We start from the raw sequence: 22,808 nt of genomic DNA on the forward strand, positions 1-22,808 counted from the left end.
GTCGTCGATGGAAACAGGGATGTGCGGGCTGGGGCCCGACGGGTTCTGGCCCGGAGCTCTGCAGCGGGACAGCGAGGGCATGCTGACCATGCACGGGTGCTCCATGGAGGACCTGGCCAAGCGTTACGGCACCCCCATGTATCTGATGGATACCGCGATGATGGCGGAACGGGCCTCGGCCTTCCGTCAGGCGGCCCTGCGGGATCTGGGTGGTGCGACCACCAGGGTCAGCTACGCCGGCAAGGCCTTCCTCAGCAAGGAGACCGTGCGGATCATGCTGCGCCAGGGGCTGGATATCGACACCTGCTCCCTGGGCGAGATGCTGATTGCCCAGGCCGCCGGCGCCCCTGGCCGCCGCCTGGTCCTGCACGGCAACAACAAGTCCGACCAGGAGATCGACCTGGCTGTGAAGGAGGGCTACAGGGCCATCGTCATCGATGCGCCTGACGAGCCTGCCCGAATCGCTGCTGCCGCAAGGGCGCAGGGACGTCGCGCCAAGGTCATGCTCCGGGTGACCGTGGGGGTGCACGCCGGCGGCCACGAGTACATCTCCACTGCCCACGAGGATCAGAAGTTCGGCATTCCCCTGCTGCCCCAGGGCACCGATGTGGGCCTGCTGGACCTTGGGCCTGAGCCCGGTTCTACCGAACAGGCTGGAGCAGTGATTTCGGCGGATATGAAGGGGAACGGTTCCTCGACTCCTGTCGATTCCGTACTCTCACCCTCCTCTTCGGCCCTGTATTCCGCTGCCAACGGGCCCCTTGAACCGGCTGATTCCGCCCTGATCAAAGCCATGTCCGTCCTGGCCGACGGCCCGGCCATCGCCCTGCTTAAGGAAATTCGCTCCCACGAGAAGGAACTGGAGCTGGTGGGCATCCACACCCATATCGGCTCCCAGATCCATGACTCTTCGGCCTTCATCGAGGCCGCCCGGCGCATGATGCTGCTGCGGCACACCTTCTGGGCCACCGACGGATACCTGATGCCTGAGGTGGATCTGGGCGGCGGTTTCTCCGTGCCCTACACCCCGGATGAGGATCGGATGGACCTGGACCAGACCCTGACCAGTCTGGGGGCTGACATGGTCGCCATCAACCGCCGCTTGGGCATGCCCATGCCGGTCATCGCCTTCGAGCCCGGCCGCTGGATCGTGGCCCCCTGTGGCATGAGCCTGTACCGGGTGGGCACCGTCAAGCCCGTCCCCCTGTCCGACGGAAGCGTGCGTACCTATGTTTCGGTTGACGGCGGCATGAGCGACAACATCCGTCCGGCCCTCTACGGGGCCGAATACACCGCTGTTCTGGCCAACAGACATGGCAGCGGGGACCGGATCCAGGCCCGTGTGGTGGGCAAGCACTGTGAATCGGGGGATATCCTGGTGCAGGATGCGGCCCTGCCAGCGGACATCCGCCGGGGTGACCTGCTCCTGGTGCCGGTGACCGGCGCCTACGGGCGGACCATGGCCAGCAATTACAACCAGGCCCTGATCCCCGCCGTGGTAGGTCTGGACCAGTCCGGTGCCCATCTGATGCTGCGGCGGCAGACCATGGATGACCTGCTGGCCTTGGACCAGGGATGAGTCCCGTTCCGGATGGAAACGGCCGCCGGGGTGGATACGGGTGTCGGATTGGCTTTCTAAGATAGAGCAACACCCGGTGACAGGCCCCGTTGGGGCGGATGGAGGATCCATATGCCCACGAATACGCAGCAGCAGGAGGCCGTCAGGCCTATCCGTATAGCACTTCTGGGGGCAGGGACCGTGGGTTCCCAGACCGCTCGCCTCCTGGTGGAGCAGAGCCAGGATCTGGCCAGCCGAGTGGGTCGTCCCCTGCAGCTGGTGGGCATCGCCGTCCTCCACCCCGACAAGGTCAAGGCTGATTGGATCGATCCGTCCCTGCTGACCACAGACTCAGCCGGTCTGGTCACCCGGGCGGACATCGTCATCGAACTGATCGGCGGCATCGAGCCGGCCCGCACCCTGCTGCTCAAGGCCATCGAGTCCGGCGCCAGCGTGGTCACCGCCAACAAGGCCCTGCTGGCCCAGCACGGTCCCGAGCTCTACCGGGCTGCCGAAGAGCGGGGCGTCGACATCTACTTCGAGGCGGCCGTGGGCGGGGCCATCCCCATCGTGCGGCCCCTGCGCGAATCCCTGGTGGGTGACGGCATCACCAGCCTGGTGGGCATTGTCAACGGAACCACCAACTACATTCTGGATGAGATGACCACCAAGGGTCTTCAATTCGACCAGGCCCTGCGCGACGCCCAGGCCAAGGGCTTCGCTGAGGCGGACCCCACTGCCGACGTGGACGGGCTGGATGCAGCCGCCAAGGCCGCCATCATGGCCACGCTGGCCTTCCATACCGATGTGCGCCTGGACGATGTCCCCGTGGAGGGCATCCGTGCCATCACCGCTGACGATATTGCGGCCGCACAGACCGAGCACAGGGTCATCAAGCTTCTGGCCGTGGCCGAACGCGGCGAACAGGGCATCTCCGCCCGGGTCTATCCGGCACTGATCCCCGACAACCACCCCCTGGCCTCGGTCCATGGCAGTTTCAACGCGGTTTTTGTCACCGCCAAGGCCGCAGACGATCTCATGTTCTACGGCCGGGGTGCCGGCGGAGCGCCCACAGCATCAGCCGTTGTGGGGGACGTGGTCACCGAGGCCCGCCACATCGTCCGGCATGGCATGGGTCCGGGGATCCCCATGTATGCCAACATCCCCATGGCCCCGCTGGATGCATCCCGGGCCGCCTTTGCCGTCCGTTTCCTGATCCACGACAAGCCTGGCGTGTTGGCGGCCATCGCCCAGGTCTTTTCCGAGGCGGGCATCTCCATCAACGGAGTCAACCAGGACATCAAGCCCACCCTGCATGACCCGGGCTACAGCGGCGAGATCCAGCAGCTGCGCGTGGTCACCCACCTGTGCGACGAGGTGACCCTGCGGCAGGTGGTCGAGCGGATTTCCACCTTCGACTCGGTCACCGGGCAGGCCTCCATCCTGCGTGTCTTCGATCGGCAGGCCCAATGATGACCGCTGCTGCAGAGGGTCCATCCACTGTGCGGGTGCGTGTGCCGGCCACCAGCGCCAACCTGGGATCGGGTTTCGATGCGGTCGGTCTGGCACTGGATTACCATGACGAAATCGTCTTCACCCGTTCCGTGGACCCGGGCGATACCACCGCCTATGTGGTCATCAAGGGCGAGGGGGAGCGGACACTGCCCCGAGACGAGACCCATCTGGTCGTCTCCGCCTTCCGGCGGGCCTGCCAGGTCTTTGGGCTGCCAAGGTTCGGGTTCATCATGCGCGCGGTCAACCGCATCCCCCAGGCCAGGGGGTTGGGATCCAGCGCCGAGGCCATCGTGGCCGGGATTGCGGCGGCTGCGGCTTTTGCCCACACCGGCCCCCTGCGCCGTGATGCCGTCTTCGCACTGGCCGCCCAGATCGAGGGGCATCCCGACAACGTGGCGCCTGCCGTCTACGGGGGTCTGACCGTCTCCTACGATCTGGCCACCGGCGAGGGTGTGGGTTCCCTGCCCATAGCCGGGGGCGCACCCTTGGAGGGCGGTTACCACACCCTGCGCTACAAGGTGTATCCGGCCATCAAAGCCACGGTCTTCGTCCCTGGCGCTCGCCTGTCCACGCAGAAGGCCCGCCAGGCCCTGCCCAACCGGGTGCCTTACGCGGATGCCGTTCACAACCTGTCAAGGGCGGCCCTGATTCCCGGCGCTCTGAACCCCGGGTCCCTGGATGATCCGGGGACCGAGTCCGCCGAGCAGGCTGCCAGGGTCAACGCCCTGCTCTTCGTAGCCACCCAGGACCGGCTCCATCAGCCATACCGGGCCGGGCTCATGCCCTCCTCAACCAAGCTCCTGCAGCTCCTTCGCCGTCAGGGCTATGCGGCGGCAGTCTCCGGAGCCGGGCCCTGCATTATCGTCCTGCACTACGGGGATGCTGAAAACGAGCTGCGGATCCTTGCCAAGGACTATCTGGATTCCGGCCGCTGGCGGATCCTGTCCTTGGACGTGGATGGCAAGGGGGTCCAGGTGGAACGGGACCAGGAAGGCAATCGTGAACACTGAAGACAGGCATATTCCGCTTATCCTGGCATCGTCCTCCCCCTCAAGGCGTCGGCTTCTGGTCCAGGCGGGCATCGACCCCATCATCCGACCCTCAAAGGTGGATGAGCCGGCCGTCCTGGCGGAACGGGCCCGTGAACTGGGCTGTCACCTGGAAGACCTGGATGTGCGCGAACGGGTCAGCGTCCTGGCTGAGGCCAAGGCTTCGGCTGTCCAAACGACCATGGATGCCGTCAAGGATGCCGAAAGGCGCTCGCGGGGCGACCTGGTCACTTTTAGGCCTCTGAGCCAGGACGATTCGGATGCATCCTCCAGGGATCCCATGAGCCAGGTCATCGGGACCTGGGGCGGGATGCTCGGAGCCGGGCGCGGGCCCCTCCTGCTGGGGTGCGACTCGCTGTTCAGTGTGGACGGCGCCGTCATGGGCAAGCCCCATAAGCCGGAGCGTGCTCTGGAGCGGCTGATGGCCATGCGCGGCCGAACAGGCACCCTGGTCACCGGCCACTGTCTGATCGATCTGGCCACCGGCCGACGGGTCCGGGCGGTCAGCAGCGCCCAGGTGACCTTCGGAGACTATGACCGGGCCTCCATGCAGGCCTATGTGGCCACCGGCGAACCCCTGGAGGTGGCCGGCTCCTTCACCCTGGAGGGATTGGGCAGCGCTTTCATCCAGGGCATCCAGGGTGATCCCAGCGGAGTGATGGGATTGAGCATGCCCACCCTGCGCGCCCTGGCCCAGGAGCTGGACGTCTCCTGGCCTGACCTGTGGGCCCAGCGGGTCCTGCCCGAGCGGCAGCAGGCAGACGGATCGACGCATGGCTCTGAGGGGCTGGTCGCCCCTGCGGAGAACGTCCACCAGCCTGGCGACGGGTGGGTGGACTGTGCCTGTGGCAGGCGGCACTGGGGGCTCAACGGGGCTGCCGGCGTCTTGCTGGCCAGGCGTGATGCCCGCACGGGCGCACCCGTCAGCGTGCTTCTGCAGCACCGGGCCCGCTGGAGCGCCGAGGGCGGCACCTGGGGCGTGCCGGGCGGCGCCATCTCCGACGGGGAGAATCCTCTTGAGGGCGGCCTGCGCGAGAGCTATGAGGAGGCCAACATCCACCCGGAGGACATTCAGGTGGTGGGTTCCTACCTGGAGGACCACGGTCCCTGGGGTTACACGACCATCCTGGCCTTCGAGCGTCCCGGCCACCAGGTCGATCCCCGCATGAATGACGACGAGAGCATTGCCCTGGAATGGGTGGACCTGGACAAGGTCGTGGACCTGCCCCTGCTCAAGGCCTTCGGACAGGATTGGCCGCACTTCCGGCAACGCTTGGAGGCCCTGGCGGCCGAAGGCTGAGCAGGAGTGTTCAGGCGTATCAGCTCAGGAGCAGGGCGACCAGGGCGATGATCACGGGCGAGCTGATCGTGCTCAGCAGGATGCCATGCCTGGCGAAGGTAGTTCCCACCTCGTAGCGGGCCGCATAATTGTAGACGTTCTGGCCGGTGGGCAGGGCCGCCAGAACCACGCACCCGTACAACTCAGCCCCGCTGAAGCCCATCATGAACCGGGCCAGCAGGTAGGCGATCATGGGCATGACCAGATTCTTCAGGATCACCGCGCACAGGGTGGCACGACGGTCGGTGCCCTGGCCCATGGGTCGCGAACCCCGCAGGGACATGCCGAAGGCCATGAGGATCATGGGCACGGCCGACTGCCCGATCATGTCGATGGGCTTGTAGACGAAGTCGGGGATGACGAAATGACCGACCTGGGCGCTGATGGCCGAAATCGCTATGCCGCCTATGGAGCCGATGAGGATGGGCTGCTTCAAGGGTTGTTTGAGGATGGTCCTGACCGAGAGCTTGCCGGAGGTGGTCGCGTCCAGAACGGTCAATCCGATGGGGGTGAACAGGGCCTGTTGCATGACCAGGATGGGTGCCACCAGTGTGGGATTGCCCAGAATATAGGTGGCTACAGGCAGCCCGATGTTGTTGGAGTTCAAATAGAGGGAGTCGAGAGCGCCGATGGTGGCTTCGGCGGCCGGCAGGTGGAAGCTGGTCGCGTTCAGGGCCACGAAGAGCAGACCTACGGCCGCCGCCGACAGGAAGGCCACGATGATGCTGGGGTGGAAGATGACCGACAGCTTCTGTTTGGAGAGGATGGCGAACATCAGGCAGGGCGTTGACACAAAGAAGGAGTATTTGTTGAGCACCAGCTGGGCCGTGGGACCGCCTACATGGAAGCGGGCGGCCACATAGCCCACGGCGATGACCACGCCGATGATGAAGAACCCTTCCATGGCACTGAGCAGTCCAGGCACTCCGGCATCCTCCTCGTCTCGCATGGTGGACGACGGCCTCCCGGGCGGAGGGCCACCGCTTCCGTCGTCCCCATTGTGCCACCCGGAGCCCATGCTTGCGGCTGCAGGTCCATCCGCGCTCCTTCGGCCCGCTAGCATGGCACTATGGCCAAGAACACACAGACGGATATTGATCTTCTCGCCGGCGCCCGGGGGGCAGAACCAGCCCAGGCCCTGGCAAGCATACTGGAGGCCATGACCGCCCTGCCTTCGGTCAGTGGTCAGGAAACCGCCCTGGCCGATGCCGTCCAGAGGGCCCTGTCCTCACGCTCTGGCCTCTTGGTCCGACGGTTGGGCGACACGGTCGTGGCCTCCACCCAGCTGGGCCGTCCCCACCGCATCGTCCTTGCCGGGCATTTGGACACCGTGCCCGTGGATGGGAACCTGCCCCCGCGCTGGCTGGAGCCCGGCGATCCGCATATCCGCACTGATCCGGCCGCCGCCCACCCCGGATCCCGGGTGCTCTACGGCCGGGGTACCGCCGACATGAAGGCCTCGGATGCCGTCTTCCTCCATCTGGCGCTCACCCTGCAGGAGCCGGTCTATGACCTGACCTTCGTCTTCTACGACCATGAGGAGGTCCAGGCCGACCTGAACGGGCTGGGTCGGGTGGTGGCCGCCCACCCAGACTGGGTGCAGGGGGATTTCGCCATCATCGGCGAGCCCACCGACTGCGCCATCGAGGCTGGCTGTAACGGAACCATGCGATTCGACCTGATCACCCACGGTACGGCGGCCCACTCCGCCCGTTCCTGGATGGGCAGCAATGCCATCCACGCGGCCGCGCCCATTCTGGACCGGCTGGAGCAGTACCGTCCGGCCACGGTTCGGGTGGACGGCCTGGACTACCGGGAGGGGCTCAACGCCACCATGATCGAAGGCGGTCTGGGCACCAACGTCATTCCCGACCGCTGCCGGGTGCATGTCAACTACCGGTTCGCCCCCGACAAGAGCCTGGCCCAGGCCAAGGAGCTGATGATGGGCCAGGGGACAGGCGCCGAGCTGGGCAATGGCGAGCATATGGCCCGCGGCGGGGTCTTCCAGGGATTCTCGGTGCGCATGTGCGATGAATCTCCCGCGGCCCGTCCGGGTCTGGATTCGCCATGGGCGCGTTCGCTGGCGGACCTGGTTGCCCGGACCACGGGTCAGCAGCCTCGCGCCAAGCTGGGATGGACCGATGTAGCGCGGTTTTCAGCCCTCGGCCTACCAGCCGTCAATCTGGGCGCGGGGAACCCCCTGCTGGCCCACAAGGCCGACGAACAGGTGCCCCTGGATGACCTGGTCAGGCTGGAGGCGATACTGGTCGAGTGGCTCAATGGACCTGATGGCCGCTGAACTGTGCCATACTAGATGACGGTGGTTCTGCCTGACCACTTGCAGCGTAGGCGTTGATCCCCCCGGACGGAGACCCAGTGATCCGTACGGGCGTCGGTGTCCGCCTGCGTCAGGAAGACTTTTTGCCAAGGCGTTTCGAACGGGCGTACGTAGGTGCGCGGTTGCAGTGAGAGTGCAGCGTGAGGACGGATCGGAACCGTGAGAGCGGCGCGAGGCGGCGTGCCGCAAGGAGCATTGTGCCCGAAAAAACGAATAATGAGGATACCCAGGAGAATAGGCCCGCCATCAGTGATGGGCAGGGCCGGCAGGTCGAGGAGACCGCCGGTTCCGGCACCCGCCGCCGCACTGGACGACGTGTGGTCAGGGTGGCCGGCGCCGCCGGTGCCGACGTACCTGTGAAGGTCGAGGCCGAGAAGCGCAAGGCCTCCCGCAAGGCCAAGGAGGAGGACGACGAGTCCAAGCCCTCCGCCACCCATCGCCGTCGCACCCGCAAGCCCAAGGAGGATCAGGCGGCCGATCAGAGCGCCCAGGAGGATGAGAGCGAGTCCAAGCCGGCCAGGGCGACCACTCGTCGTCGCACCCGAACTACTGCCCGTCGACACACTGAGGAGCATGCCCAGGAGGGCGAACCTGATCAAGACCGTCAGGAACGTGCCCTTGAGGCTGTGGAGGCTCTGACCTCGAGTCGTAGCCAGAGGGCAGGCCGGAAGGCCGAGGAGCAGGATGAGCGTCCGCGCGCCTCCCGTCCCCGACCCATGACATCCCTGCTCTTCCAGGAGCCCGTCATACCCACCTCCCGGCCTGAGCAGGATGAGAGCGAAGAACGGGATGACGAAGAGGAGGATGCCGAGCAATCGCCCAATACCTCCCGCCGCAGCAGATCCAGGAGCACTTCGGAGGGCGGTTCACGCCGTTCCCGCAGGCTCAACGCCGAGGAGCGCAGGGCCGCTGACGAGGTGGAGCGCATCGAGGAGGATCTGGATCACGAGGGCATCACCTTCGTGGTCGACGAGGACCAGGAGCAGCAGGACGAGGATCAGAATGAGTCCAGTACACGCACCCGTCGCCGTCGCCGTTCCAAGAGTGATGACGAGGACACTGAGAAGTCCGTTTCCACTCGTCGCCGCCGTCGCGGGCACGAGCAGGAGAAAGACAAGGACAAGGATGACGAGGACGAGGCCCCGCTGACCCGTCGCCGTCGCCGTCGCAGGGGCTCCAAGTCCGCTGAGGGCGAGTCCGAGGAGTCCGGCACCCGCCGTTCGCGCAAGCAGCAATATATCGATGAGATCACCGACGTGGAGGGTTCCACCCGCCTGGAGGCCAAGAAGCAGCGTCGGCGGGACAACCGTCGCGAGCGCTCCCGCCAGTCCCAGCTGGTCGAGCAGGACTTCCTGGCCCGCCGCGAAAACGTCAACCGTCTGATGGTGGTGCGCGAGAAGGAGCACCACACCCAGATCTCGGTCATCGAGGACGACATCCTGGTCGAGCACTACGTCTCCGACATCCAGGAGGTCTCCACTGTCGGCAACATCTACCTGGGCCGGGTCCAGAACGTCCTGCCCAGCATGGAGGCTGCCTTCGTGGACATCGGCCAGGCCCGCAACGGCGTGCTCTACGCCGGCGAGGTCAACTGGGACTCCACCCGTCTGGAAGGTCAGCCCCGCCGGATCGAGCTGGCCTTCAAGTCCGGCGATCCCGTGCTGGTCCAGGTCACCAAGGATCCCATCGGTCACAAGGGCGCCCGGCTGACTTCGCAGGTCACTCTGGCCGGCCGCTTCCTGGTCCTGGTACCCTCGGGCGGCATGACCGGCGTCAGCCGAAAGCTGCCCGACCGCGAGCGTTCCCGCCTCAAGAGCATCGTCTCCAGGGTGGCTCCCAAGGACATGGGTGTCATCATCCGAACCGCGGCCGAGGGGGCCAGCGAGGAGGCTCTGACCAAGGACCTGAAGAACCTGCAGCGTCAGTGGAGCAAGATCGAGGACAAGCGCAAGGAGTTTCTGCACGGCAAACGCCCCAAGCTTCTGCAGGGCGAGCCGGACGTGGCCATCCGCGTGGTCCGTGACATCTTCAACGACGACTTCGCCAAGCTGGTGGTCCAGGGCGAGGGGGTCTACGAGAGGGTCCGCAACTACCTGGAGACCATGGCGCCCGACCTGGAGGAGAAGCTTGAGCACTGGGATCCGGCCGAGCACCAGGGCAAGGATGTCTTCGACCGCTGGAGCATCGACAGCCAGCTGCGCAAGGGAATGGAGCGTCAGGTCTACCTGCCCTCCGGCGGCTCCCTGGTCATCGACCGCACCGAGGCCATGACCACCATCGATGTGAACACGGGCCGCTTCATAGGCAAGGGCAAGTCCCTGGAGGAGACGGTGACCCGCTGCAACCTGGAAGCCTCCGAGGAGATCGCCAGGCAGCTGCGTCTGCGCGACATCGGCGGCATGATCATGATCGACTATGTGGACATGGTCATGCCCGCCAACCGCGACCTGGTCCTGCGCCGCTTGGTGGAGTGCCTGGCCCGGGACCGCACCAAGCATCAGGTGGCCGAGGTCACCTCCCTGGGTCTGGTGCAGATGACCCGCAAACGGGTGGGCCAGGGTCTGGTCGAGGCCTTCTCCGAGGAGTGCCCCACCTGCCATGGCCGAGGCTTCATCCTTCACGACAAGCCGACCATCTCCGCCTCCTATGCCGATCCATACGCGGTCAAGGGCGGTGACCCCTTCGTCAAGACCAACAAGCATGGGCATGGCTCCTCTGCCAAGGAGACCTTGTCCACCGGCTCGACACCTGCAGTCAAGGCCAAGCTGGCCAGGATCGCTGCGGCGGCCCAGGCGGCATCGGACGAGGACGATGCCCAGGCTGGGACGGCGGATGTCGCCAAGGAGTCATAAACTTAACCTCGTTTTGTCGGCGGGGCAGGCACATTTGACGACGCGGTGTGTTTGCTTCTATACTGGTTAGCTGGTGTCTGGACGGGTCCGTCAATCGCATGGCGGGATTCGGTTGCCGGGCGCAGACAGCTTTGGACAACAGGCAAGGTAGGGCTATGTACGCGATTGTGAAGGCCGGAGGCCATCAGGAGAAGGTCGAGGTCGGTGACCAGATCACGGTCAACCGTCTGGCTGCCAGGAAGGGCGAGTCGGTCGAGTTTCCGGTCGCGCTGGTCGTCGATGGATCCAAGGTGACCATGGCCGCCAAGGATCTGGCCAAGATCTCCGTCAAGGGCGAGGTCGTGGATGACGAGGCCAAGGGTCCCAAGATCAACATTCAGAAGTTCAAGAACAAGACCGGCGTGGCGCGTCGCAAGGGCCACCGCCAGAAGCAGACCGTGGTCAAGATCACGGCCATCGCCTGAGGGCCTAGGTCGAGGTAGGAAAGGAACCAGACATGGCACATAAGAAGGGCGCGTCCAGCTCACGCAACGGGCGCGATTCGAATGCACAGTACCTGGGCGTCAAGAAGTTCGGCGGCGAGGCCGTAGTGGCCGGTAACATCATCGTTCGCCAGCGTGGCACCAAGTTCCACCCCGGCCAGAACGTCGGCCTGGGCAAGGACCACACCCTCTTCGCCCTGACGGACGGAACGGTTCGGTTCGCCAACCGGCGTGACCGCAAGGTCGTTGACGTGCTTACCGCCTGATTGCCTTATCGGCATCAGTCAAAGGCCATCCCTGTCATGGGGTGGCCTTTTTGCATATGTATGGAGATGCCGGGCATTCAGCTCTCAGGGGCCGCATGTCAGGCCGGATTGAGTACCATGGGCCCCTATGAGCGCATTTGTGGATCAGGTCACCGTCCATGTCAAGGGTGGCGATGGCGGCAATGGGGCTTCCTCTATCCGCCGCGAGAAGTACAAGCCCCTGGCCGGGCCCGATGGTGGCGATGGCGGCCAGGGCGGTTCGGTCATTCTTCAGGCCGATGCCAACGCCACCAGTCTGCTGGATTACCGCTTCCTGCCCCACCGCCAGGCCGAATCGGGCACCATGGGTCTGGGCGGCGACAAGGACGGCAGCCGTGGCCAGGATCTGATTTTGCCGGTCCCTGTGGGCACTGTGGTCTTCACCGCCAAGGGCGGCCAGGGCGAGCGCAAGCAGCCGGGTGAGCGCCTGGCCGATCTGGCTCATGCAGGGGACCGGTTCGTGGCGGCCCAGGGCGGCGTGGGAGGCCTGGGCAACCGCTCCCTGGCCACCAAGGCCAGGCGTGCCCCCGGCTTCGCACTGCTGGGGGACCCCGGGCAGGAGCGTGACCTGGTGCTGGAGCTCAAATCCATCGCCGACGTGGCCCTGGTGGGTTTCCCCAGCGCAGGCAAGTCCAGCCTGGTGGCAGCCATGAGCGCGGCCCGGCCCAAGATCGCCGACTATCCATTCACCACCCTGGTGCCCAACCTGGGCGTGGTCCAGGCAGGGGAGAGCCGCTTCACTATGGCCGACGTGCCAGGGCTGATCCCGGGAGCCTCCCAGGGCAAGGGCCTAGGGCTGGAGTTTCTGCGGCACATCGAGCGCACCGAGATCATCGCCCACGTCATCGATTGCGCCACTCTGGAGCCTGATCGGGATCCCATGAGCGACTATCGGGCCCTGGAAGAGGAGCTGTCCCGCTATGCCGACCGCCTGGAGCTTCCGCTGGGGGTCATCCCCATGGCGGAGCGGCCCAGGGTGATCATCCTCAACAAGGCCGACCTGCCGGAGGCACGCGAACTGGCCGAATTCGTCCGTCCCGACTTCGAAGCCCTGGGCCTCAGGGTCTTCATAGTCTCCACAGCCTCGCATCAGGGCCTCAAGGAACTGGGCTACTACCTGGCTGGTCTGGTGGATCGGCTGCGCAGGCAGCTGCGGGAGCAGCAGGAGGCCAGGCAGGAGGAGCGTGTGGTCATCCGCCCCCTGGAGCGGCGGCGCAGGAGTGCCGACCAGTCCGGGGACTTCACTCTTGAGCGGCATCAGACCCGGTCCGGACAGACCTGGTTCAGGGTCTGCGGTGCCAAGCCCGAGCGCTGGGTTCGCCAAACCAACTTCGACAACGAGGAGGCCGTGGGCTATCTGGCCGACTGCCTGGCCCGAATGGGTGTGGAGGATGCCCTGCGCAAGGCCGGAGCCAGACCTGGGGACGAGGTTCGCATCGGTCCTGGCGACGATGCGGTGGCTTTCGACTGGGACCCGAGCGTGGCGGCCGGTGCCGAAATGCTGGATGGCACCCCCCAGGTGGCCCGGGGCCGCGACCTGCGGCTGGAGGAGAGCCAGGGGCTCAACCGCCGCCGCACCAACAGCGAACGCCGCCGCCAGTACCACCAGATGATGGATGCCCGGCAGGCGGTGCGTCAGGTCATGGAGCAGGAGCGGCGCCAGGGGCACTGGGCCGACCCCTCCGTGGATGACGATCCCCACGACAGGCAGGGCCTGCTGGGGCGCGGGGATGCGGATACCGCCAGTTCGGAAGAGGCCGGGCAATGACCGGCGGGGAGGAATCCGACCAGGCCGCGGTCCGTTCCCGGGTGGCCCAGGCCCGCACCATGGTGGTCAAGGTAGGATCCAGCTCCCTGACCGATCCCCATGGGCACCTGGACCTTGGCCGCCTGCGTTCGCTGGTGGGCGCCCTGGCCTCTGCGGCCGTCAATGGTGCTCGCCTGGTCCTGGTCACCTCCGGAGCCATTGCTGCCGGCTTCGGCACCCTGGGGTTTGACCAACGCCCTGATGATGTGGCCACCCAGCAGGCTACGGCCTCGGTGGGCCAGGGGCTGCTCATGGCCCAGTATGAGACTGCCTTCGCCCGCTATGGCCTGCGTGTTGGCCAGATTCTGATCACAGCCCGTGACACCACCCATGCCGTCCAGTACCGCAACGCCCGGCGCACCCTCTGCCGTCTGATGGATCTGGGGGTCATCCCCATCGTCAACGAGAACGATGCCCTGGCCAGCAACGAGATCCGTTTCGGTGACAACGACCACCTTTCGGCCCTGATCGCCAACATCGTCAGCGCCGATGCCCTGGTCCTGCTGACTGATGTGGATGCCCTCTACACCGAGCCCCCATCCAGGCCAGGGGCGCGCAAGATCGGCTTCGTGCCCGATGTGGCGGCCATCATGGACCAGGTGGATGCCCAGGGATCCGTCTCCGGGCTGGGGACCGGAGGCATGTCCACCAAGCTGGAGGCGGCCCGGATTGCTGCGTCCTCCGGAATGCCCGTGGTTCTGACCCGTGCCGACCTTGCAGGTCCTGCCCTGGCCGGCGACCGGGTGGGCACCCTCTTCGCCCCCATCCGTCCGCGTGGTTCCTCGCATCGGCTCTGGATCAAGTTCGCCTCCCGTCCCCGGGGTGGCTATCTGGTGGATCAGGGGGCTGTCAAAGCCCTGCGCGGCGGCCGGGCCAGCCTGCTGGCGGCTGGCGCCAGATCGGTTCAGGGTGAGTTTTCGGCCGGCGATCCTGTCTGGATCCACGATGAGTCTGGCCACCAGGTGGCCAAGGGCCTGTCCGGCTACGACTCCGAGGAGGCCCAGGACATGCTGGGCCTAAACACCAAGGAGCTCCGCAGCCGACTGGGCGCCCACTATGCCCACCCGCTGGTGCATCGGGACTCTCTGGTCCTGGTCTGAGCACATCCCTGGGGGTAGCGGGCGGTAGCATGACAGTATGACTATGGCGCAATGGCAGACCCTGAGCAGACGCATAGATGCGGTGGCCCCCAGTGCCACTCTGGCCGTGGATTCAAAAGCCAAGGCCATGAAGGCCCAAGGCATGAATGTGATCAGCTTCGGTGCCGGCGAACCCAACTTCCCCACGCCTGACCACATCGTTCAGGCTGCGGCCCGCGCCTGTCTGGATCCGCGCAACCACCGCTATACGCCTACGGCGGGTCTGCCCCAATTGAAGCAGGCCATCGCCGACAAGACCCTGCGCGACTCGGGCTATCAAATCGACCCGGATCAGGTGGTGGTCACCAACGGCGGCAAGCAGGCGGTCTACGAGACCTTCCAGATCCTCTTGAACCCCGGCGATGAGGTCATCATTCCCGCGCCCTACTGGACCAGCTATCCCCAGATGGTTCTGCTGGCTGGTGGTCGGCCGGTCCCGGTGCTCAGTGGAGCCGACCAGGGCTATATCCCCAGCCTGGAGCAGCTGGAGGCGGCCCGAACCGAGCATACCCGTGCCATCATCCTCAATCTGCCTGCCAATCCCACCGGGGCGGTCTGGGACGACGACCTGGTGGCTGCCGTGGACCGTTGGGCCATGGAGCACCAGATCTGGGTGATCAGTGACGAAATCTATGAGCACCTGACCTACCAGGGGGCGCGCACCCCCTATCCTGGCGCTCTGGTGCCCCAGGTGCGCGATCAGCTGATTGTGGTCAACGGTGTGGCCAAGACCTATGCCATGACCGGCTGGCGGGTGGGCTGGCTGGCTGCACCCCTGCCGGTTGCCCAGGCGGCTGCCAAGCTTCAGGGGCATATGACCTCCAACGTGGCCAACGTCTCCCAACAGGCGGCCCTGGCTGCCCTGACCGGCGGTCTGGAGGACGTTGAGGCCATGCGGTCGGCCTTTGCCCTGCGTCGACGGGCCATTGTGGATGCGCTGAATGACATGGATGGGGTGACCTGCCCTGAACCCCTGGGTGCCTTCTACGCCTTTGCCGACGTGACCGGTCTGCTGAATCGGCCAGTGGGTCCGCAAGGCACGGTCTGTGCCACCTCGGGTGAGTTGGCCGAGGTCATCCTGGAGCAGATCCAGGTGGCGGCCGTGCCTGGTGAGGCCTTCGGCGCGCCCGGCTGCTTGCGCTTCTCCTACGCGCTGGCCGACGACGATCTGGCCGAGGGCATGCGGCGTCTTGGGGACTGGGTCAGCGCCTGACCCGGCTTCCGGGCAAAATGCTCTCGGGGCAACACGGTTGGACGCAATCCACCCTTTAGGCTAGACTTGCGATTTGGCGGTTTTTCCTCCCTGTCGAGTAGGCTGGGGGAAGTTCCGATAGGGAAGTGGCGCAATTGGTAGCGCAACGGTCTCCAAAACCGTAGGTTGTGGGTTCGAGTCCCGCCTTCCCTGCCAAGGCTTGCAGCAGATGATGCAGAACAAACGAAGGACGGATGACCATGGCACAGAAGGATGGGGCTGAGGAAGCCAAGCCGAACTTCTTCATGCGTATCGGGCTCTTCATCAAGCAGGTCATCGATGAGATCCGCAAGGTCGTGACCCCTACGGGCAAGGAACTGGTGGGCTGGTCCGTGGCCGTCTTCATCTTTGTGTTGCTGCTGATGGTCTTCGTGACCGTGATGGACTTCGGGCTGGGCAAACTGGCCTTCCTGATATTTGGCTGAGCCGTGACAAGGTAGAAGGTGGAGTGATCCATGAGTGATGATCTGACCAGAGAGGGATTGGACCCCGATCAGGCCGCCGAGTCGGTCCCATCGGCGTCCGATGATGCCCCCACACAGGAGGATACCCAGGTCCAGGATCAGTCTCTCGGATCCCCTTCTGAGCAGGCTGAGCAGGACAGCACACCCGCCGAATTCGCCCAGGCCGAGGACACCCAGGTCGAATCTTCCGATTCCGACGGCTCCTCTGACGACGATCAGACCGACCAGGAGGATCCCGGTCAGCGTGCCGTGGACGAGTTCTCCAAGAAGCTGCGCACCCTTGAGGGCAAGTGGTACGTTCTGCACACCTACTCCGGCTACGAGAAGCGCGTCAAGGCCAACGTGGAGTCCCGTGTGGCATCCTTCGGTTTGGAGGACAAGGTCTTCCAGGTGGAGATTCCCATGGAGGAGGTCGAGAAGCACACCGACAAGGGCAAGAAGGTCGTCACCCGCGTGCGTGTGCCCGGCTATGTGCTGATTCGTATGTGGCCCGACGAGAACGCCCGCCGCATCATCCGCGACACCGAGGGCGTCACCGGATTTGTCGGCCCCAGCAAGGAGCCGGCTCCACTGACCCGCAAGGAGGTCGTCCAGATGATGGCCCCCATGATTGCCTCCGAGGCGCTGAAGGCCGCTGGGGACAAGCCCGAGGCTGCCAAGAAGCGCACAGTGGAGGTCTCCTACGCCGTCGGCGACCAGGTCACCGTTACCGAAGGGCCTTTCGCCACCATGGCCGCCGTGGTCTCCGATGTGGAGCCCACCACGCAGAAGCTGACCGTTCTGGTCTCCATCTTCGGCAGGGACACCCCTGTGGAACTGGGCTTCGACCAGGTCGAAAAGATCGTCTGATTCTCGTCGGCCGGTCCCCGGTCGATGCGATAATTGCCGAGCTTGTGCTTCCTTGTGGAGCGCATTTGGAAAGAACAGGTTGCGGGAGGGGACCTATGGTCTCCGACATCACCGCTTCGTAGAAAGAAGAACCAGCATATGGCTGCAAAGAAGAAAGTCACCGCGCTGATCAAGGTGCAGATAGAGGCCGGCAAGGCCAACCCCGCGCCCCCGCTGGGCCCGGCACTGGGTTCCCACGGCGTGAACATCATGGACTTCTGCAAGCAGTACAACGATGCCACCAAGGACAAGATGGGCCAGGTCATCCCCTGCATCATCACCGTCTACGAGGATCGTTCATTCACCTTCATTACCAAGACTCCGCCGGCAGCCGATCTGCTGCGCAAGGCGGCCGGTGTCTCCAAGGGTGCCGGCAACCCGCTGACCACCAAGGTGGGATCCGTCACCAAGGCCCAGGTCCGCGAGATCGCCCAGACCAAGATGGAGGATCTGTCGGCCCGCGACGTCGAGGCCGGGATGAAGATCATCGAAGGCACCGCCCGTTCCATGGGCATCACCGTCACCGACTGAAATTTTTGTTGTGAGCGGTAGGGCATACGCTTGCCCGCACCGCGACTGCTGATAGGAGAAGCAGATGACCAAGCGTTCCAAGAAGTACCGCGAGGCGGCCGAGAAGGTCGATCGCACCAACCTGTACACCCCTGAGGAGGGTATCGCCCTGCTCAAGAGCATGCCCAAGCGCGGGTTTGACGAGACCGTGGAGGCCGTCTACCGCCTGAACGTGGATCCCCGCAAGGCCGACCAGCTGGTCCGCGGCACCGTCAGCCTGCCCAACGGCACCGGCAAGACCGTGCGCGTCCTGGTCTTCGCCCGTGGTCCCCAGGCGACTGCAGCCGCCGAGGCCGGAGCCGACGAGGTGGGCGACGACGAGCTGGTGACCAGGGTCGCCGGCGGCTATCTGGACTTCGATGCCGTGGTGGCTACCCCCGACATGATGGGCAAGGTCGGCCGCCTGGGCCGCGTGCTGGGTCCCCGTGGCCTCATGCCCAACCCCAAGACCGGCACCGTGACCATGGATGTGGCCAAGGCGGTCACCGAGATCAAGGCCGGACGTATCGAGTTCCGTGTGGACAAGAACGGCAACCTGAGCTTCCCGGTTGGCAAGGTCTCCTTCGAGCAGCAGGCTCTGGAGGAGAACTTCCACGCGGTCGACGAGGAGATCAAGCGCCTGAAGCCGGCCACGGTCAAGGGCCGCTACATCACCAAGGCCACCGTCACCACCACCATGGGTCCGGGCGTCCCCCTGGACATCGCGGTGCTCTGAGCCGGTTCGGCTGTATACTTCCAGGGTGGGAGACCTTCGGGTCCCCGCCCTTTTCATATCTTGGCCAGGCAGCAGTTGGACAGGCCTCAGTCAGTCGGTACCCGGATGCGACCTTCGGATTCTGCCGATGATCAGGGCTGCCTGGAGGACGAAGGATTCTCGCGGGTCCATGGCATCCCAGCCGGTTACCTCCACGCAACGCCTGAGCCGGTAGCGCACGGTGTTGGGATGGATGCCCAGCTTCTTGGCGGTGACCTCCAGCGAGTTGCCCGAGCGCAGGAAGGTGAGCAGGGTGGTCGGCAGGGGCCCGTCCGGATCCTGGCCGGCCAGGCTCAGATAGACCTCCTGGTAGAGCTGGTCGGCAGCGTCCCTGTCCCCGTTCAGGGCTCGTTCGGGCAGCAGGTCGTCGGCGTGCAGTGGCCTGGGCAGGGCGGCGGTGATGGGATCGGCCACGGCCGGGGCTGCTGCGTGCGTGCTCAGGGCGGCTCGTATTGAGGCGCCCGCACCGGAGATCCCATGGTGGAGAGATCCCAGGCAGACAGCTGACTCCTCAGCAAAGAAGTGCAGGATGGATGCGCAGAAGTCGACCGGGGTGCCCGAGCGGTTTGGGTCGATCAGAACCACCATGAGCCCCTCGTTCTCGCCCACCAGTGCCCTGCCGCCTTGACGGGCCACCGTGGTGTGGATGGGATGACGGGCGTTCTCCATGCCCTGCCCCTCATCGTTGCCTTGGGCCTCGCCGACGACGGCAAAGCAGTCGAATTCGGTCGGCCAGCCCAGCCGTGCCAGATCGTCAACGGTCCGTGTATCCGCCGTTTGCTCAATCAAATGCCGGATGATCCTCGACTCCGTTGCGGCCTTGCGTCCGTTTCTTGCCTCGGCCAGGTCGGCGTAGAGAGCGGCTGCTGCGGTGGCGGCATGACGGGTGTAGACCAGCGTGGACCGTTCCCCTTCGGTCCCCATGGTCCGGCCAGCCTCCTCAAGCATGTTCAGAATGACCTGGGTCAACTCCATGGCCCGGTGTGGGCCCAGACTCCGGGAGAGCTCGGCTGGTACGGGGGAGGGGACTTCACCGCCTTCTGTGCCTTGGGCGTCAAGTCGGGAGAGCAGGTCATCCAGAGCTGTTCGAATGGCCCCTTCCAAGGTTCTGCGACCATCAGCGGGCAGGGACCTGGCCCAAGGCAGCGTCTCATCCAAATGATCCAGTGTCTTCCGGAGAATCTGCTCCATGGCGGTATCGGAAGCGGCAGGTGCACAGTGAGCTTGCTGCGCCTCAGCAGGGTCGTCGTCCTGCGGCCTGGGCCGCTTCGACTTGCCGATCATGACGGCCGGTCCATCAGGTTTTCGGCGCGGGCGCGGCGGCTCTGCCGGACCATGTCCAGGATCAGGAAGGGCACCACCATGTCCACCGGAAGCATGTGCCGTTCGAAGTTGTTGGCTGGTGCGGTGATCATGACCCCCATGATCAGCAGGAGGGGGAACCAGCAGAGGGCCCCGCGCCAGTGACCGGCTGCCAGGCGTGCGACTATCAGCAGCAGGGCGGCCACCACCCAGAAGTTGGCCCGTGCCACCAGGCCCAGCAGGGGGGTGTCGGCCCAGGTTCTGACGAATCCGGTCACTCCGTTGCGCCAGTCGTGGCACCAGGCCGCCAGCCAGGAGCCCGAGTTCTGCACGTAGCCGTTGTTGAGGTAGTAGGACATGGCCACGTAGGCAGGGTCGCCGGGGTCGAAGTAGCCGTAGGACTCGGCCATGAAGGCATCCAGGTAGATCACCGGGTTGCGCATTCCCACCTGGAGCCAGGCCCGATTCAGCCGGGACAGCTGCTCGGGTGTGACGGTCCTCCAGCGATAGACGATCAGTTTGGGCTGGTTGCCCGAGGACTTGACCCGGTCGGCCTCCCAGGGGGTGTACTGGATGGCGGCATTGTCCAGGTCCATGATGGGCTCAAGGTCGGCCCTTGCCTGGGCCGGAATCCCCTGGGGGTTGAGCTTGGCCACCCGGGCGATCTGCTGCAGCTGGATGCTGCGGCTCTCCACAGGGTCACCCTGGATGACTGTTCCCGTGGCCGTTAGAGCCCCGGTCACTCCAGTGAACAGGAGCAGGGGCAGCAGGAGTCCTATCAGGATGGTGGCCCACTGGCGACGGTGGATGATCAGGGCCAGGACCAGCTGGGCCAGGACGATGTAGAGGGCGTACTTGGCGCTGATCAGCATGATCAGGGTGCTCAAGGCGAGGCCGGGCCGCAACCGGGCCGCTTGGCTGGCGTAGAGCGGCGAGTTCTTGTCCCCCGATTCCAGCTGGTGCCAGATGCCGAACCACCAGATGAAGGCGAAGGCGAAGAGGGGGGACTTGGTCAGGCTGAAGGTGCTGAAGACCACGAAGGGGGAGAAGAGGAAGAAGAGCACGACCAGGGTACGGGCCAGGGCACCGACCTGCCCGGTTCCGCTGCCACGCAGGAAGCGGTCGGCAGTGACGGCGCAACAGAAGGCCGCGAAGATCACCTGCAGCCCTGCCAGGAGCACGATGCCTGCATCATAGGATCCGGTCAGATGGTTGGAGGCCATGATGGTCATCCCGTAGACCAGGGTCAGCACCATGTTGTGCTGGTCGGTCAGGAAGGTGGGGTGCCCCGGCCACAGGTAATGGCCGATGGGGTAGACGTCCATCTGGGTGAAGGCATTGCCGCCGTAGGGGGGCTGATCGCCCTGCAGCTGGGCCAGGAAGTTGGCGCATTCCTGGGCCTGCGCGTACAGATCGGCCCCGTAGGCGGCCAGCAGGGTGAGAAAGGCCCAGGCCCAGCCCAGCAGGAGCAGGCGCATGATGGGTCGCCAGCCGTTGGTCTGCCGGGTGATGAAGGTCGCGTAGGCACGCATCCGTGGGCGCTGTGCCAGGGCGGTCAGCCGCTGCGGCATCCTGAGGGGTTCGGAGCCCAGCAGAATCCGGCGAAAGGCCAGGACCAGGGCCAGGCAGACAGCCAGGGTTCCCAGCATGATCAGCACCTGGGGCAGGCCCACCTGTGTCAGCGAACCCTGCTGACGGTAGATGGGGCCCAGACCGGTGCAGCAGGCGATCCAGAGGCAGGCCAGCAGGGCCAGGACCAGGCCGACGGTCCGGGAAGCACGGGAACCAGGCCTCCTGGTCTGCAAGGCCGATGTTTGCACAGGTTGTTCGCCCGCCTCTCTCGCTTGCGCCCTTCCGCTGTCTGCGCTCAAAAGAACCCCTTTCGCGGGTCATGCCTGGTGTACGGCTTCCCCATTTTATCCAGTGCCCATCCGAGGATGCGCTCAGAGCTGTCCAGGGGTCCCCTGTGAAAAGATACAAAAACCGGCCTTCGCTTTTGTGGGTGGTTCGCTACCGGGGCTGACCCCTTGTGCCGTATAGTGGAACGCGTGCCTCATCAGAATATCAAGTGGCAGCCATCGGCATCGCTGGACAGTGGCGTACTCTCCTCGATCGTGGTGCTCGACACCGTCGATTCGACCAATACGCTCGTGGCTCATGCTCTGGAAGCCTCGACGTATTCGGATGCGCGCGACCGGGTCGAGCGGCTGTTTGGGGGCGGTGAAGCGACAACGAGCACGGAGGCCGTGAAGGGACTGGCCTCTGGCACAAGGGGAAAAGCCGAAGATACGCCTCGAAAAAATGCCCGTCAGGGTGTTTCTACGACTACACGATACGAGGGAAGAGTCGCAAGTAAAGGTATTCGGCGATGGCCGGGCGCCGGGGGGAGCACCATGCCGCTGAGCGTAGCGGTTGCCGATGCGCAGTCCCGGTGCCGCGGTCGTCTCGCCCGAACCTGGGTCAATCAGCCCCGACGCTCCCTGCTGGCCACATGGGCCCTGCCGCTGCCCACCAGCCTGCTGACTGGACCCTTTGGCGGATGGATGCCCATGGTGGCGGGACTGGCTGCTCTGGAAGGCCTGCAGGACGTGCTTGAGTACCACGGCTGCCGACTGGCTGACGGCGGCGACCCTGACGGGGTCCTGACCCTCAAGTGGCCCAACGACTTGTTCTGCCGCGGAGCCAAGCTGGGGGGCATCCTCTGCGAGCTGGTCCGGGTGGAACAGGACTGGTCGGCCTTGGCTGTCGGCATCGGCATCAACCTCTTCCTGCCCCGGCAGGCGCTGCCCATTGCTGAGTCCACCTCCTTGCAGCTCCATTACCGGGATCTGCCCGATTACCAGACCCTGCGCGACGACCTGGTCGATGCCATCAGCTGGCACCTGAGTGGGGAGATGGCCCCCCTCGGCGTTGACGGGTCGCTGGATAGCGCCTTGAACGGGCCGCAGGGGCTGCGCTCGCGGATTGCCGCGCTCAGCTGGACGCTGGGCAGGCGGGTCAGAGTCGTTCCCGTGGCCGGTGAGCCCGTGGAGGGCCGTGCCCTGGAGATCAATCCGGACGCCTCTCTGCGCGTGCGGTTGCCCGACGGCAGCCAAGTTGACGTTTCCACGGCAGACGTGGGCGTCCTGCCTGAAGTAGCTGCTGTGGGGGTCTAAACCCTCACCCTGTTCATGCTTTCCGTCAGTCCGAATCAC

At 65.2% G+C, this 22,808-nt stretch carries 19 protein-coding genes and 1 tRNA gene; 17 read left to right on the forward strand and 3 right to left on the reverse strand.

Annotation, left to right across the window (positions count from 1 at the left end; all coding sequences use genetic code 11):
* Positions 1-7 precede the first annotated feature (7 nt).
* The 4 genes from AACP62_RS01175 (at position 8) to AACP62_RS01190 (ending at position 5,422) form a co-directional block, all read left to right on the forward strand.
* A complete protein-coding gene (locus AACP62_RS01175; protein ID WP_339345798.1) occupies positions 8-1,579 on the forward strand; it encodes a diaminopimelate decarboxylase family protein in 1,572 nt (523 codons plus the stop codon).
* 111 nt (positions 1,580-1,690) lie between these two features.
* A complete protein-coding gene (locus tag AACP62_RS01180) occupies positions 1,691-3,031 on the forward strand; it encodes a homoserine dehydrogenase (protein WP_339345800.1) in 1,341 nt (446 codons plus the stop codon).
* Positions 3,031-4,083 carry a homoserine kinase gene (gene thrB / locus AACP62_RS01185; RefSeq protein ID WP_339345802.1) on the forward strand — a complete coding sequence of 351 codons (1,053 nt, stop codon included), beginning with the start codon at positions 3,031-3,033 and terminating at the stop codon, positions 4,081-4,083. The genes AACP62_RS01180 and thrB overlap by 1 nt, the downstream gene beginning before the upstream one ends.
* Positions 4,031-5,422, forward strand: coding sequence for a Maf family nucleotide pyrophosphatase (locus tag AACP62_RS01190; RefSeq protein WP_425332895.1), 1,392 nt, complete (start codon positions 4,031-4,033; stop codon positions 5,420-5,422). Before thrB ends, AACP62_RS01190 begins: the two co-directional genes overlap by 53 nt.
* A 19-nt stretch (positions 5,423-5,441) precedes the next feature.
* Here the strand turns inward: AACP62_RS01190 and AACP62_RS01195 are convergent, their stop codons facing one another.
* Positions 5,442-6,386, reverse strand: a complete 945-nt coding sequence (locus AACP62_RS01195) for an AEC family transporter (protein WP_339346505.1) — start codon at positions 6,384-6,386, stop codon at positions 5,442-5,444.
* Between the two features lie 144 nt (positions 6,387-6,530).
* On the opposite strand from AACP62_RS01195, the gene dapE reads away from it, so the two are divergent.
* The 12 genes from dapE to rplA all read left to right on the forward strand — a co-directional run bounded on the left by dapE (position 6,531) and on the right by rplA (position 18,273).
* Positions 6,531-7,760, forward strand: a complete 1,230-nt coding sequence (gene dapE / locus AACP62_RS01200; RefSeq protein WP_339345804.1) for a succinyl-diaminopimelate desuccinylase — start codon at positions 6,531-6,533, stop codon at positions 7,758-7,760.
* 179 nt (positions 7,761-7,939) lie between these two features.
* Complete coding sequence (locus tag AACP62_RS01205) at positions 7,940-10,651, forward strand: Rne/Rng family ribonuclease (protein WP_425332896.1); 2,712 nt, start codon at positions 7,940-7,942, stop codon at positions 10,649-10,651.
* A 155-nt stretch (positions 10,652-10,806) separates the two neighbouring features.
* Positions 10,807-11,115, forward strand: coding sequence for a 50S ribosomal protein L21 (gene rplU, locus AACP62_RS01210; protein WP_024626855.1), 309 nt, complete (start codon positions 10,807-10,809; stop codon positions 11,113-11,115).
* A gap of 32 nt (positions 11,116-11,147) precedes the next feature.
* Positions 11,148-11,399 carry a 50S ribosomal protein L27 gene (rpmA, locus tag AACP62_RS01215; protein WP_015022457.1) on the forward strand — a complete coding sequence of 84 codons (252 nt, stop codon included), beginning with the start codon at positions 11,148-11,150 and terminating at the stop codon, positions 11,397-11,399.
* Positions 11,400-11,526: 127 nt separating this feature from the next.
* Positions 11,527-13,206 (forward strand): GTPase ObgE, encoded by a 1,680-nt coding sequence (gene obgE / locus AACP62_RS01220; protein ID WP_339345809.1) that lies wholly within the window; start codon positions 11,527-11,529, stop codon positions 13,204-13,206.
* Positions 13,203-14,345 carry a glutamate 5-kinase gene (proB, locus tag AACP62_RS01225; RefSeq protein ID WP_339345810.1) on the forward strand — a complete coding sequence of 381 codons (1,143 nt, stop codon included), beginning with the start codon at positions 13,203-13,205 and terminating at the stop codon, positions 14,343-14,345. Before obgE ends, proB begins: the two co-directional genes overlap by 4 nt.
* Positions 14,346-14,388: 43 nt before the next feature.
* Positions 14,389-15,597: a pyridoxal phosphate-dependent aminotransferase gene (locus AACP62_RS01230; protein WP_339346508.1), complete on the forward strand. Its 1,209-nt coding sequence runs from the start codon at positions 14,389-14,391 to the stop codon at positions 15,595-15,597.
* A gap of 119 nt (positions 15,598-15,716) precedes the next feature.
* A tRNA-Trp gene (locus AACP62_RS01235) sits at positions 15,717-15,792 on the forward strand.
* A gap of 44 nt (positions 15,793-15,836) precedes the next feature.
* Positions 15,837-16,061 (forward strand): preprotein translocase subunit SecE, encoded by a 225-nt coding sequence (gene secE, locus AACP62_RS01240; protein WP_029678149.1) that lies wholly within the window; start codon positions 15,837-15,839, stop codon positions 16,059-16,061.
* Positions 16,062-16,091: 30 nt separating this feature from the next.
* Entirely contained in the window at positions 16,092-16,949 is an 858-nt protein-coding gene (gene nusG, locus AACP62_RS01245) for a transcription termination/antitermination protein NusG (protein WP_339345811.1), read from the forward strand.
* 138 nt (positions 16,950-17,087) lie between these two features.
* Positions 17,088-17,519: a 50S ribosomal protein L11 gene (gene rplK / locus AACP62_RS01250; protein WP_015022451.1), complete on the forward strand. Its 432-nt coding sequence runs from the start codon at positions 17,088-17,090 to the stop codon at positions 17,517-17,519.
* A 64-nt stretch (positions 17,520-17,583) separates the two neighbouring features.
* A complete protein-coding gene (gene rplA, locus AACP62_RS01255) occupies positions 17,584-18,273 on the forward strand; it encodes a 50S ribosomal protein L1 (RefSeq protein WP_029678147.1) in 690 nt (229 codons plus the stop codon).
* Positions 18,274-18,363: 90 nt separating this feature from the next.
* Here the strand turns inward: rplA and AACP62_RS01260 are convergent, their stop codons facing one another.
* Both AACP62_RS01260 and AACP62_RS01265 read right to left on the reverse strand, forming a co-directional pair.
* Positions 18,364-19,596 (reverse strand): PucR family transcriptional regulator, encoded by a 1,233-nt coding sequence (locus AACP62_RS01260; protein WP_339345812.1) that lies wholly within the window; start codon positions 19,594-19,596, stop codon positions 18,364-18,366.
* The gene (locus tag AACP62_RS01265) at positions 19,593-21,485 is read right to left on the reverse strand and encodes a DUF6020 family protein (protein WP_339345813.1); all 1,893 of its coding nucleotides are present in this window, start codon (positions 21,483-21,485) and stop codon (positions 19,593-19,595) included. The genes AACP62_RS01260 and AACP62_RS01265 overlap by 4 nt, the downstream gene beginning before the upstream one ends.
* Before the next feature lie 522 nt (positions 21,486-22,007).
* Between AACP62_RS01265 and AACP62_RS01270 the strand changes: the two genes are divergently transcribed.
* The gene (locus tag AACP62_RS01270; RefSeq protein WP_339345814.1) at positions 22,008-22,769 is read left to right on the forward strand and encodes a biotin--[acetyl-CoA-carboxylase] ligase; all 762 of its coding nucleotides are present in this window, start codon (positions 22,008-22,010) and stop codon (positions 22,767-22,769) included.
* The last annotated feature ends 39 nt before the right edge of the window (positions 22,770-22,808 follow it).

Origin of the sequence: Bifidobacterium apis, from assembly GCF_036986835.1 — a bacterium.
Lineage (GTDB): Bacteria > Actinomycetota > Actinomycetes > Actinomycetales > Bifidobacteriaceae > Bombiscardovia > Bombiscardovia apis_A.

Excerpts from the sequence above, each read along its gene's own strand:
- AACP62_RS01175 (WP_339345798.1), top strand. The coding sequence starts at position 8 with ATGGAAACAGGGATGTGCGGGCTGGGGCCCGACGGGTTCTGGCCCGGA.
- AACP62_RS01180 (WP_339345800.1), top strand. The coding sequence starts at position 1,691 with ATGCCCACGAATACGCAGCAGCAGGAGGCCGTCAGGCCTATCCGTATA.
- thrB (WP_339345802.1), top strand. The coding sequence starts at position 3,031 with ATGACCGCTGCTGCAGAGGGTCCATCCACTGTGCGGGTGCGTGTGCCG.
- AACP62_RS01190 (WP_425332895.1), top strand. The coding sequence starts at position 4,031 with ATGGCAAGGGGGTCCAGGTGGAACGGGACCAGGAAGGCAATCGTGAAC.
- dapE (WP_339345804.1), top strand. The coding sequence starts at position 6,531 with ATGGCCAAGAACACACAGACGGATATTGATCTTCTCGCCGGCGCCCGG.
- rplU (WP_024626855.1), top strand. The coding sequence starts at position 10,807 with ATGTACGCGATTGTGAAGGCCGGAGGCCATCAGGAGAAGGTCGAGGTC.
- rpmA (WP_015022457.1), top strand. The coding sequence starts at position 11,148 with ATGGCACATAAGAAGGGCGCGTCCAGCTCACGCAACGGGCGCGATTCG.
- obgE (WP_339345809.1), top strand. The coding sequence starts at position 11,527 with ATGAGCGCATTTGTGGATCAGGTCACCGTCCATGTCAAGGGTGGCGAT.
- proB (WP_339345810.1), top strand. The coding sequence starts at position 13,203 with ATGACCGGCGGGGAGGAATCCGACCAGGCCGCGGTCCGTTCCCGGGTG.
- AACP62_RS01230 (WP_339346508.1), top strand. The coding sequence starts at position 14,389 with ATGGCGCAATGGCAGACCCTGAGCAGACGCATAGATGCGGTGGCCCCC.
- secE (WP_029678149.1), top strand. The coding sequence starts at position 15,837 with ATGGCACAGAAGGATGGGGCTGAGGAAGCCAAGCCGAACTTCTTCATG.
- nusG (WP_339345811.1), top strand. The coding sequence starts at position 16,092 with ATGAGTGATGATCTGACCAGAGAGGGATTGGACCCCGATCAGGCCGCC.
- rplK (WP_015022451.1), top strand. The coding sequence starts at position 17,088 with ATGGCTGCAAAGAAGAAAGTCACCGCGCTGATCAAGGTGCAGATAGAG.
- rplA (WP_029678147.1), top strand. The coding sequence starts at position 17,584 with ATGACCAAGCGTTCCAAGAAGTACCGCGAGGCGGCCGAGAAGGTCGAT.
- AACP62_RS01260 (WP_339345812.1), bottom strand. The coding sequence starts at position 19,596 with ATGATCGGCAAGTCGAAGCGGCCCAGGCCGCAGGACGACGACCCTGCT.
- AACP62_RS01270 (WP_339345814.1), top strand. The coding sequence starts at position 22,008 with ATGCCGCTGAGCGTAGCGGTTGCCGATGCGCAGTCCCGGTGCCGCGGT.